This is a genomic window from Psychrobacter sp. 1Y10 (genome assembly GCF_052259005.1).
In the GTDB taxonomy this organism is placed as follows: Bacteria; Pseudomonadota; Gammaproteobacteria; order Pseudomonadales; family Moraxellaceae; genus Psychrobacter; species Psychrobacter saeujeotis.
On the sequence record NZ_JBQQES010000004.1, the window covers coordinates 106,704 to 118,300 of the forward strand.

Below are 11,597 nucleotides of genomic sequence, written 5' to 3' on the forward strand. Positions count from 1 at the left end.
AGAAAATAAATGTTAATTAATGAAACTCTACTAAGTGAAGTAAAGCAGTGGCGTAAGCAGATTCATAGTCAACCAGAGCTCGGTTTTAAAGAGTTCAAAACGTCATCATTTATTGTCGATAAGTTACAGTCCTTTGGAATTGAGGTGTATCAAGGATTGGGCGGTACTGGTGTTGTCGGTACTCTAAAGAATGGCTCAGGCCCTACTATCGGCATACGAGCAGATATCGATGCTTTACCCATAGCAGAGCAAAACGACATTGATTATAAATCTACTCATGAAAACTGCATGCACGCCTGTGGCCATGATGGGCACACTTCAGTTCTGCTTGGTACAGCAAAGCACCTTAGCCAACATAAAAACTTTAATGGCACCATTCATTTTATATTTCAACCTGCTGAGGAGGTCTTAGGTGGTGCTAAGGCCATGATTGATGACGGCTTATTTGATAAATTCCCGATGGATGCGGTCTATGGATTGCACAATTGGCCAGGGCTTCCTGTAGGACAAGTTGCCGTTAATGATGGACCGATGATGGCGTCATTTGATACCTTTGAGATTACTTTGACTGGTAAAGGCACTCATGCAGCTATGCCACATTTAGGGGCTGATCCTATAGCAGCGGGAGCCGCTTTAATTACTAATATTCAATCTATTGTCTCTCGTCGAATATCTCCGCTCAAATCAGGCGTTATTAGCGTAACGCAGATGAATAGTGGGGATACTACCAACGTCATCCCTGATTACGCCATTTTAAAAGGAACCGTTCGTAGCTTTGATATGGACGTACGCCAGTCCATGCAAGATATGCTCACAGAAATGGTTAAAACACTACCGCCTCTATATGGTGTCACAGGCGAGATGGATTACCATATTCGCTATCCAGTAACCACTAATAATAGTCAAGCTTATCTTGAAATCAAAGAGGCTGCTACTAAAGTGCTGGGTGCTGATAAGGTAAATACTGCCGTAGAGCCATCAATGGCTTCTGAAGATTTTTCATTCATGAGCCAAGTGGTTAAAGGCGCTTATTTTTGGTTAGGTGTTGATGGTAGCAGCCCCTCCAAACCATTACACAATGCGTCTTATGATTTTAATGACGATGCTATTGAGACAGGTATCAAAGTATGGACTTCTTTAGTTGAGTCTCAACTACCAAAAAATGCTGCATAAACCAAATAATAAAAAAACTTAGAAATCATAAAATGCAAAGGGAGTTGCTATGAATAATACCAGTGTGCTATCAAGTACAATGACGAAGAGCTTATTTGATTGGAAGCTGCATTTACTAGTGATTATTACATCGCTACTTGCAGAATGGATAGGGATCATTAAGATTCCGATTGGTATTGGTACATTAGTCTTACTGCCTCTACTATACGCATTTATATTTACAATATTGTTGAACCCCAACGTCATATCCTCAATGAAAGCGGTTATCTCCAAAGACCGAGCAAAATTTGCAAGCTACGCCGTTCTTTTAAGTATCATGCCTTTCATTGCAAAATTTGGCGTTGGCGTCGGCCCTAAAGTAGAAGAAATAATAGCTGCAGGTCCCGCCCTTTTATTACAAGAGTTAGGCAATGTAGCTACTGCCGTTATCGCCTTGCCTGTTGCTGTATTGGTGTTTGGAATGGGAAGAGAGGCTATTGGTGCCACTCACTCAATTGCTCGTGAGCCTAATATTGCGCTAATTGCTGATAAATATGGACTTCAGAGCGCTGAAGGTATCGGCGTAATGGGTGTCTATGTGATGGGTACTTTATTTGGTGCAATTTATTTTTCACTTATGGCAGGGGTCATTGCCTCTTTAGACATTCTAGATATACGTGCTTTAGCAATGGCTTGTGGTATCGGTAGTGGTAGTATGATGGGTGCCTGTTCAGCAGCGCTAGCAGAGACTGTCCCGGCGCAAGAGGAGACCATTACTGCCTTTGCCGCGACTTCTAATTTGCTTACCTATGCTACAGGTCTGTTTGTCAGCTTATTCATAGCGCTACCAGCCGCTGAGTTTTTATACAAAGTTACCAGTAAATTCAGAAAAAATAATGGCGCTGATATCAGTAAAGCCATGGATTTTGGTTTGCAAGAGCAGGCTATCTTATCAGTATGGCAGTCAGTATCATTATTGGTCGCTATATGCGGCGTGCTATTATTGAGTAATTGGGTTGGACAAGGTTTTAATCCGATTGCTGCGCTACCTGGTATGCTCATATTATTTGGCTGTTGTGTCGTTGGCATACTACTAAAACGAGTCATTCCAATTAATGTGCCTGCTATTGCTTGGATATCTATTGTCGCTATTTTGATATCGCTGCCGCAGTTTCCATTTAGTGACTATGTTTTAGTCGAGACTGATAAGCTGGGTGTGCTACAACTCATTACCCCGGTACTAGCTTACGCAGGTTTCGCCATCTCGCAAATGGAGGTGGACTTATTCAAAAAGTCTGGCTTTAAGATAGCTATTGTAGCGCTGCTAACCTTTACTGGTACTTTTTTAGGCTCGGCGATTATCGCACAGGCGTTGTTGTAAACAGCGATAAATCGTGCCGCCCGCTTACAAAGCTTTCATCCATGACTTTAGATGTTGTAATAATTCATGCGGGCCTTGGGATAGATGACGACCCAACCGAGTTACAATATGAGCTTCACCGCTTGCCAGTAGCGCATTGTCTATAGGGATTGCTACCAGATGTCCGTCTTTCACTTCTTTGGACACTACAAAATACGGTAGAAAGGTAAATCCCATATTTGAGCGGGCAAAATTCTTTAGTACGGCGAATGAGTCAGTTGTTAGGATAGGGTTAAATCGAATTTTTTGTTGAAATTCGGCCATCGCTAGTAACTGACGTATGCCAAAACGACTTTCAGCCAGCCCCACTGGGTATTCTAGAAGCTCCTTCAACTGCATCGGTTTATCTTGATCGGCTAAAGGGTGGTCAGGGGACATAATAATATACATTGGCTGACAACTTACAACCTGTGAGCGGATGCGCGGATGACTGCTGGGATGGAACACTAGCCCGATATGTGCTTCATCTTCCTCAACCTGACGAATCACTTCGTTTGATCCACCAGTACTGATTGAAAGCGTCAGCGCCGGATATAGACGGGCGAATTCAGATAGTGGGCCCAACATCAAATCCCCAACGAAACCATCACCCATAGCTAATTTTATATGTCCCCGTTGTAATCCCAACAACGCCTGTAATTTGGAAACACAATTCTCTTCAGCGGAGAGTGATTCCCGATAAAACTGTAAGAGAATACTACCAGCTTCTGTCGGTGTTACTCCTTTACGATGCCGTTCAATAAGAATGCATGCTAATTCTTCCTCTAACAGAGATATTTGCCGGCTAATAGCCGAGGGAGCAATATTGAGCTTATCTGCTGCAGCCCGGATCGTACCCATAGTTACAGCCTCATAAAGATAGGATAACCGCTTTCCATTAATCTCTTTCATTGCTTCCTCTTGCTCTGTTCTTGTTTTCATTAAATAAGTGCAGCTCTTCGACCCACGGATGCAGCAAAGATGGCCAGTGTCGATATACTATTTAGTCGGCTCTGTAGAAGTTCCGGTAATGTATCAAAAATTATGCTGAGTAAATATGCTGATTAAATAAAGGAGGGGTGCCAGCCAAAGCAAAGATGTTATATTTGAGGTTATGAAAACACAAATATAGATTAATTGCCCCGACTGACGCAGTCCTAGTCTAAAGAGAAACGGTATAAAAAGCTATGGGAAGTAAAACTACTAATGCAAAGGCTGTAAACGTCTTTTACGTTTAAATTTACTATACATAAGTATGTTAGATTGAATAATTTAGGCAGTCTAACTTCTTGCAGCATTAAGCATTACTTCAATTATTAACAAAATTATTCTATAAAGACCATAGCTTGGGGGGATAGTGGAATAATTAGTCCTGACAAAACATAACGTCATGTATAAGTGCATCTAGACGGTATTCTGTCGAAAAGAAACTCTCTGCATAAGATATGACATCTTCAGCTTTCAAGTCATAGAATTTGCGCATGCCTCCTCCCGCACAAAATCCTTTTTGACCCTCACCATATAGTCAATTCGCTATAAAAACGATACAGCGAGACTGGTATAAATTTTTTGCAGCCTCTGTCAGCGTAGACACAGCAAGCAAGAAAAATTTATACCAGTTGCGCATCACGTTACAACGTATCGATTTTATTTGGTATCGACTATATAAACAAACACTACGTTAGAGTCTTTCTCCCATTTTTCTAAAGCATTCGTTAACAGTTCAACTGCTTCAGTATTAATAGCGTTTAGGACTTCAAATCAATTTATTTTTAGCCAGCCAATACCATTTTTTACTTCTGACGTAACAACCATTGATACAAAATCCTAAATTTGTAATTTAAGATTATATAGGCTTATGGGTTTTTATAAAAACATGAGTGATGAAAGTTAACTATTATAAATAACAGTTTGATAGTAAGTTCTAAAAATAAATTTAATAAAATTATTAAAGGATAGTATAAGTATGGATATAGTCGTTTAATAAAAATTATGACTATATCCATGCTATTTTTATATATTATTCCATAAAAGTTAATCTTTAAAAGTAGGTTTGCGTTTTTCTATAAAAGCATTAACGCCTTCGATCATATTGTCTGTCTTAAATAGTTGAGCCCATTGTTCTGATTCTATTTCTAAACCTTTTTCTAAGGTTGTTGCCATACCTTCATTAACAGCTGTAATAGTTGCTTTGATAGATTCTGGGCTTTTATTGAGAGCAATTGATTCCGCCAGTTTTTTCGTTTCATCCATTAATTCTGCAAGTGGCACTGATTTATTAACGAGACCTATTTTTTCTGCCTCTTCTCCACTTAAAAATTGTCCAGTTAGTATGAGTTCTAATGCTTTTGCTTTATTTGTTATACGTGGAAGCCTTTGAGTCCCGCCGAACCCAGGTATCAAACCTAAGTTTAACTCTGGTTGACCCAATTTCGCTTCATTGGCTGCAATACGTAAATGACAGCTCATGGCGAGCTCTAACCCTCCACCTAAACAAGCGCCATTAATTGATGCAATAACGAGTTTTTTAGACGACTCAATTGTATTCATAACGGCTTGTGCATCTTGTGATAACTTCTTTCCTTTTTCTTCATCATGAAAAGCGTCAGTAAATTCTTTTATATCTGCACCAGCAACAAACATTTTCCCTTTACCGGTTATCACGATTACCTTAATGCTTTGTTCTGCTTCCACATAGTCAAAACACTCAGATAATCCGCTGATTGTTGTAGTGCTTAATGTATTAGCAGGTGGGCTATCAATAGTTATGTAGCCAATTCCGTTTTCTGTACTTAAATTGATATTAGAAAATTCTTTAGTTTCCATTGCTCTTTCTACTCCGTTTAGATTATATTTACCTGCGTACGAAAAGCCATAGCAGATCTTTTTGATAGCTGCATGCCTAGTAGTCAAAGGCAGAGGCAGCAACGTCCAGCCTTTAATACAGACCGAAGAATGAATCAGGATTTAGAACACCTAAGTAGGTGTTCTAGGATAAATGTTCTACGACATAGTCTAGCGCTGCTATTAGTACGATCCTTCAATTTGTGAGTCATCGACCGAATCCACAGTATCTGCTCTAGCATGACTGGTATCATAGAGAATGGCTTTTATAAGGGACACTCCCATGAGCACCATGACAAAACTAAAAGGTAGGGCACCGATCACCATAGCCGTTTTGATTGCGCCGAGTCCTCCGCTAGTCAGTAGAACTCCAACCACCAAGGCTAGTATCACGCCCCAAAAGATAATATGTGGACGGCCTTTTGGACCTTCGTTACCCGCTGAATTAATCGTATTGATAACTAGAATGGCCGAATCTAAAGTGGTAACTAAGTAGGTCAATAGTAAGATCAAAACCAAGATCGCCATGGCCCATGCGAAACCTGAGGACAACATCACATCCAGCATTGCCAATAGTTGAGCTTCTTGACCCACTCCTGAAATAGCATCACCAGCGATACCATTAAGCGTTAAATCAATCGCGGTGCCACCTACCACTGAGAACCAGATAAAACACATTAGGGCAGGTAAGACTACGGTACCAAATAGATAAGATCGAATACTACGACCCCGTGAGATACGCGCAAAGAACACCCCAACGAAGGGACCAAAAGCAATCCACCATGCCCAATAAAACACTGACCAGTCTTTTTGCCAAGTGGCAAGCGTGTCGCCGACTTGTGTGCCGTCTGGCTGCCAGACCGTAATTAGTAGCTCAGGAAGCGCGACGACATAGTCGAATAGACCTACGAAAAAAGCTTGTAAGCCAAAGAAGGTCGAACCAAATATTAAGAAAAATGCAAACAAAACAAAGCTCAAACCCATATTGATATTAGATAGCCATTTGATACCTTTACCGACCCCAGAAAGCGCAGATAGGGTCGCAACACCAACGATGACGGCAAGGGCAACGATGATAGCTGCTGTTGACGATTTGCCATCAGCGTTCAGTAACCAATCGCCCAATCCAACACGGTGCATGCTAGATACAAATTGTTCAACTCCAAATCCTAATGTTTGTGCAACGCCCAAAATAGTAGCAATGACGGCGACGATATCGATAGCATTACCAAGTTTGCCTGACAATCTCTTACCAAATAACGGCGCTAGACCTGAACGAATGGTGAGGGGTAGCTTACGTCGAAAAGCAAAGTAGGCCATAGATAATCCGACTAGGGAATAACAAATCCATGCGCTAAATCCCCAATGTAGAAAGGCCCATTTATAAGCATAGCGAACATTGTCAGCACCAGAACCTGTCGCCATACCCTGGATCACTTCAGGATTATTGGCAAAGTGATACATCGGTTCTGCGGTTGCAAAGGTCAACATACCAACGCCAATACCAGCTCCAAAGATCATAGAAAACCATGAAAAGTTGGAGAACTCAGGCTTATCCTCTTTATCTCCTAAAACCAGCTTTCCATAGCGCGGTATAACAGCCAGAACTAAAGCTAAAATTAAGAAAAAAGCGACGGAAAAGATATACCAGATTGAAAAATTATTAAGTAAAAAGCTATTGATTGACCCCAAAACAGCCATTGAGTTTTCTGGAAATACGACGGCCCAAACGATGAGCAGACCCAGTAAAATTTTAGCGGTAATCGTAACGTCTTTATTAAACCCCTCATAAAAACCTGATGTTGCGACTTCAATTGGCAACTTAGTCAAAGGTTTTTTATCTGTACGTTTCATGTCTAATCCTTTAGATAGTCTTTCACTCGTTTATTTAAATAGGTATCAAGCATTACAATCCTTTATTGACTTGATACCTATCGTTTCTTAACTCGGTAAAAACTCACTGCTCCAACTATCGCTCAGCTCACCACTCGCAATACTGGCTTCAATCTCTGCCTCGCTATAACCAAGCTCCAGCATTATTTGACGCGTGGATTGCCCAAACTTTTCAGGACGAGGTAGTGCATATACGATGCTATGCGAAGGACGAATAGCATAGGGATCAAGCTGCGTCACCTTATGACCACTGGGATGATTCTCATAAATTGAAAAAGAATAACTACCACGATCAGTACCTGACGTGCCATCTGCTACGCGACTATATTCAGCGCGTAACGCATTGATATCAGCACAGACTACAGCCGCAATATCAGCCGCTTGCAAGCGCTCAATCCAATCATGAGCGGGCGCTTTTTGAAAGGTATTCGATAAAAATACTGCACGCTCACTTTTGTCAAGCTCTCCAAACCCTTCTAAACCTTCAACGTTTTCAAAGTTTTTTATATCGATCTCATAAGCGTTTAATAACAAGTAGTTCCCTGAAGAGGTATAGTAAAAACGCGTCAACTCATCATGACCATTGGTTTCGCGGCCTGATGGCTCATCGAACAGACCACGTTTTTCAAAGTCATAACAATAGGGGATTTGAAGTAAGGCACTATTTGCGACTAACGAGGTACAACCGCGTCCAATACGACCTGTACGATATTTTTGATATAGCGCCACGCCAATACTCATCGCGCCACCAAAGCCGCACATCACATCAATAGTACCGACGTGAGCATGCTCCTCTGGCGTATCCATCGCGCCGCCGCAGCGTAACATGATGCCAGTAGACGCCTGTACCACATCGTCATAGCCTATAAAGTCACTACATGGACCCTTGCGGACACCGCTAAAACAATCAAGCTTGCAGAATATAGCCGTAGGGTTTAGGCTTTTTAAGCCTTCAGCATCTAAGCCCATTTTTTTGATTTGGGTATCTGTCGCATTCCAAACAATGATGTCAACGGATTGGACTAACCTCTCAAATACTTCTCGTCCTTTTCCGTGACGAATATCAGCGAGTATGGAACGTTTACCTGTCATTTGAGACATACCGTAAATAACAGTGTTCCAACTGTCATAAAATGGAGAGGCAGGATCAAGCTTAATGACTTCTGCTCCAAAACGCGCTAAATAAGCTGCCGAATGGGGACCAGCAATCACATTACAAAGATCAAGTACCTTAACGCCATCTAGCCAACCACTCTTTTCATTAAGATTATTGACTGAGGGCAACTTGGTTTTGATAGCCTTCAGTTCTCTCAACGCCGTATCAAAGTCAGTAGGCTCTGGGGGCTTGGGTTGTAACATCATCTCACCACATTCTTCTAACCAAACAATGGGGCCTGGCTGAATCATCTTGCCATAAGTCGGATCATCGACCTCAATCATGAGTCCTGCGGTTTCAGCATGATCATCACGGATCCATTCTTGTAGCCAACGCTGCGGCGCTCCAGGTATACCGCGTTTCCCAAAAATCTTTTGCCACTCTTTTGAGGTACGCTGTAAAAAAGCACCTTTCATTTTTTCAGCAATACGATCTGCCCAATGCTTTGGCATAGGATAAACGCCAAGCGAGGTATCAGACGTCCACTGACTTGAAGGCAAGTAGGTGTCTTCTTCTTCGGTCAATCCTTCCTCAATTAATTCATCGTATAACCCTAAGACTTGCAAACAACGCTTAGCATGATCCTTATGACTAGGGCATACTACATAGAGCATACGCCCATCTTTACACATATAACTGCGGTAAAAAGGATCGAGCAACTCTTGCAGTGCTTCGTAGTCCATGTTCATAGGAATACCTTCAACGCGGCGACGTTGAATCTCAACTTCACGTTGGGTCAAGTATCGCTTAGGTAGATCCTCGATCTCTATTGAGTTGTAGCAAAGGCCTTCCATGACAGCAGCAGCAAGAGGAACTTCAATAGCATCGCCGAGCCCAGTATTTTCACGTGCTTGTAGTGCAAAAACGACTGAAGAACCTGCCAGCATGGCACCATAAGCAGAGGGAAGCGGGAGAGGAGAAAACGATGGGTTGATTCCCATTAGTACACGGTTTAAACCCATGTCAGTAAACACACCTGAGCTCGCTGATACAATGCTTTCATAGGCACGTAGCTCACGGCGCTGTTCATCATTCGATGCAAATCCAGGGATGGACAATGTGATCAATTGCGGACGTTCTTCGCGCAGTGCTACCAGATCGAGCCCCATTTCTGCCATTTTCCCAGGACGGAAACCTTCAATAACGATGTCACTTTCCAAAATTAATTGCTTAGCCTGTGCTAGTCCTTCATTTGTTTTAAGATCGAGTCTCAGCATCAATTTATTACGATTTAATACAGCATTAGCTGGACTTTGCCATTTTGGACCTGACGGTGGGTCTATATGAACCACGGTTGCGCCTAAGTCGCCAAGCATCATACCTACAGCAGGCCCAGCGATATATTGACCAAAATCGATTACTTTGACACCGACGAGTGGCAATTCATGAGTTGCTTGCATAGTCATCCATCCTTAGAATTTTATTATGCTATTACTATTAAAAATTAGAACTATTAAAAATCAAAATTTAGTTAGGAGCGATATCATAGAGACCAGTAGCTACTAAACTATATATTCAGAGTGCCTGCGATCCATTCACCAGTGGGGTGAGAAAGAAGCAAGCACAAATTGTTCACATACAAACTACTGCGTTTAAGAGCACTTATAGAATAATGCTCTTAATAGGGGATATGATTAAGTTGGCATAGAGAATTGCTTTTCATCTCTCACTGCCGCGCTTGGCCAGCGTTGCGTTATGGTTTTGCGTCGAGTAAAGAATCTCACGCCATCTGGCCCATACATGGCCAAGTCGCCAAATAATGACCGTTTCCAGCCACCAAAGCTTTGAGACGCTACAGGTACCGGTAGTGGAATATTGACACCAACCATGCCGACTTCAATATTATCGATAAAGTGACGCGCCGCTTCTCCGTCTCGGGTATAAATACAAGTACCGTTACCATATTCATGTTCATTAATAAGCTGTACCGCCTCGCTCATGGTCTGAACACGGATGACTTGTAAGACAGGACCAAAAATCTCGGCTTTGTAACTGTCCATTTCTTTAGTGACATGGTCGATCAGTGTTGGACCGACAAAAAACCCGTGTTCATAACCTTCTGGAGTAGCATCAGAGCCATCAATAATCAATTCTGCACCTTGGTCGGCAGCACTGTTGATATGCTCTACTACTTTAGATTTATGCGCCTTGGTAATGACAGGACCGAAGTCGTTGCTTTTTTCTGAATGAACGCCAAATTTTAGTGCTTCAATAGCAGGCTGCAATGCTGCAATCATCTTATCGGCCGTTTCATCACCGACAGCTACTGCAACAGATAACGCCATACAACGCTCTCCTGATGAGCCGAAAGCTGCACCTAACAATGAGGTCACTACATTGTCTAAGTCCGCATCTGGCATAACAATCGCATGGTTTTTTGCACCGCCTAAAGCTTGGCAGCGTTTGCCTTGTGCGGCAGCGGTCGTATAAATGTATTCAGCAATAGGGGTAGAGCCGACAAAGCTCACAGCTTTAACATCCGGATGATGCAAAATAGCATCGACAGCTTCTTTACCACCATTTACTACATTGATTACACCTTCTGGAAGACCAGCTTTTTGCAATAGCTGGGCAATAAATAGCGTAGAGCTTGGGTCGCGCTCAGACGGTTTTAAGATAAAAGTGTTGCCACAAACGATAGCCATAGGGAACATCCATAGTGGCACCATTGCAGGGAAGTTAAAGGGTGTTATACCTGCGACAACGCCTAGCGGATGAAACTCACTCCAAGAGTCAATATTTGTGCTGACATTACGACTGTGCTCGCCTTTGAGAAGCTCAGGTGCACCGCAAGCATATTCAACGTTTTCAATACCGCGTTGTAGCTCGCCTGCAGCATCGTGAACAATTTTTCCATGCTCTTCGCCAATCAAGCGGCAAATTTCATCTGCATTTTGCTCGAGCAATTCTTTGAATTTGAACATGACACGCGCGCGCTTTAATGGTGACGTTTTGCTCCATGCGGGAAAAGCAGCTTTAGCAGCAGCTACTGCTTCACCGATTGTTTTTTCACCACCTAAAGCAACCTTCTTGCTAACTTCACCAGTTGAGGGGTTGTAAACATCTTGAGTCTGGATGTCATTATTTACTAAGCTACCGTTAATAAAGTGTCCGATAGTTTGCATAGTTTATTTCCTTTAAACATGTGTGTTA

Annotated in this window: 7 protein-coding genes and 1 pseudogene; 2 read left to right on the top strand and 6 right to left on the bottom strand. The window is 42.2% G+C overall.

Features of this window, described 5'->3' with window-relative positions:
* Positions 1-9: 9 nt before the first annotated feature.
* Complete coding sequence (locus ACTXGH_RS07415) at positions 10-1,173, top strand: M20 aminoacylase family protein (RefSeq protein ID WP_439296758.1); 1,164 nt, start codon at positions 10-12, stop codon at positions 1,171-1,173.
* 49 nt (positions 1,174-1,222) lie between these two features.
* Positions 1,223-2,533, top strand: a complete 1,311-nt coding sequence (locus ACTXGH_RS07420; protein ID WP_439296757.1) for a DUF3100 domain-containing protein — start codon at positions 1,223-1,225, stop codon at positions 2,531-2,533.
* A 24-nt stretch (positions 2,534-2,557) separates the two neighbouring features.
* Here ACTXGH_RS07420 and ACTXGH_RS07425 read toward each other — a convergent pair whose 3' ends face one another.
* The 6 genes and pseudogenes from ACTXGH_RS07425 to ACTXGH_RS07450 form a co-directional block, all read right to left on the bottom strand.
* Positions 2,558-3,493: a LysR family transcriptional regulator gene (locus ACTXGH_RS07425; RefSeq protein WP_443561727.1), complete on the bottom strand. Its 936-nt coding sequence runs from the start codon at positions 3,491-3,493 to the stop codon at positions 2,558-2,560.
* A 424-nt stretch (positions 3,494-3,917) separates the two neighbouring features.
* A pseudogene (locus ACTXGH_RS07430) lies at positions 3,918-4,061 on the bottom strand (enoyl-CoA hydratase/isomerase family protein); the annotation flags it as partial.
* A 524-nt stretch (positions 4,062-4,585) separates the two neighbouring features.
* On the bottom strand, positions 4,586-5,377 hold the full coding sequence (locus ACTXGH_RS07435; RefSeq protein ID WP_439296605.1) for an enoyl-CoA hydratase-related protein: 792 nt from the start codon (positions 5,375-5,377) through the stop codon (positions 4,586-4,588).
* A 201-nt stretch (positions 5,378-5,578) separates the two neighbouring features.
* Positions 5,579-7,249 (bottom strand): BCCT family transporter, encoded by a 1,671-nt coding sequence (locus ACTXGH_RS07440; protein WP_439296606.1) that lies wholly within the window; start codon positions 7,247-7,249, stop codon positions 5,579-5,581.
* Between the two features lie 87 nt (positions 7,250-7,336).
* A complete protein-coding gene (locus tag ACTXGH_RS07445; protein ID WP_439296607.1) occupies positions 7,337-9,844 on the bottom strand; it encodes a CoA transferase in 2,508 nt (835 codons plus the stop codon).
* Positions 9,845-10,078: 234 nt separating this feature from the next.
* Positions 10,079-11,569, bottom strand: coding sequence for a CoA-acylating methylmalonate-semialdehyde dehydrogenase (locus tag ACTXGH_RS07450; RefSeq protein WP_439296608.1), 1,491 nt, complete (start codon positions 11,567-11,569; stop codon positions 10,079-10,081).
* Between the last annotated feature and the right edge of the window lie 28 nt (positions 11,570-11,597).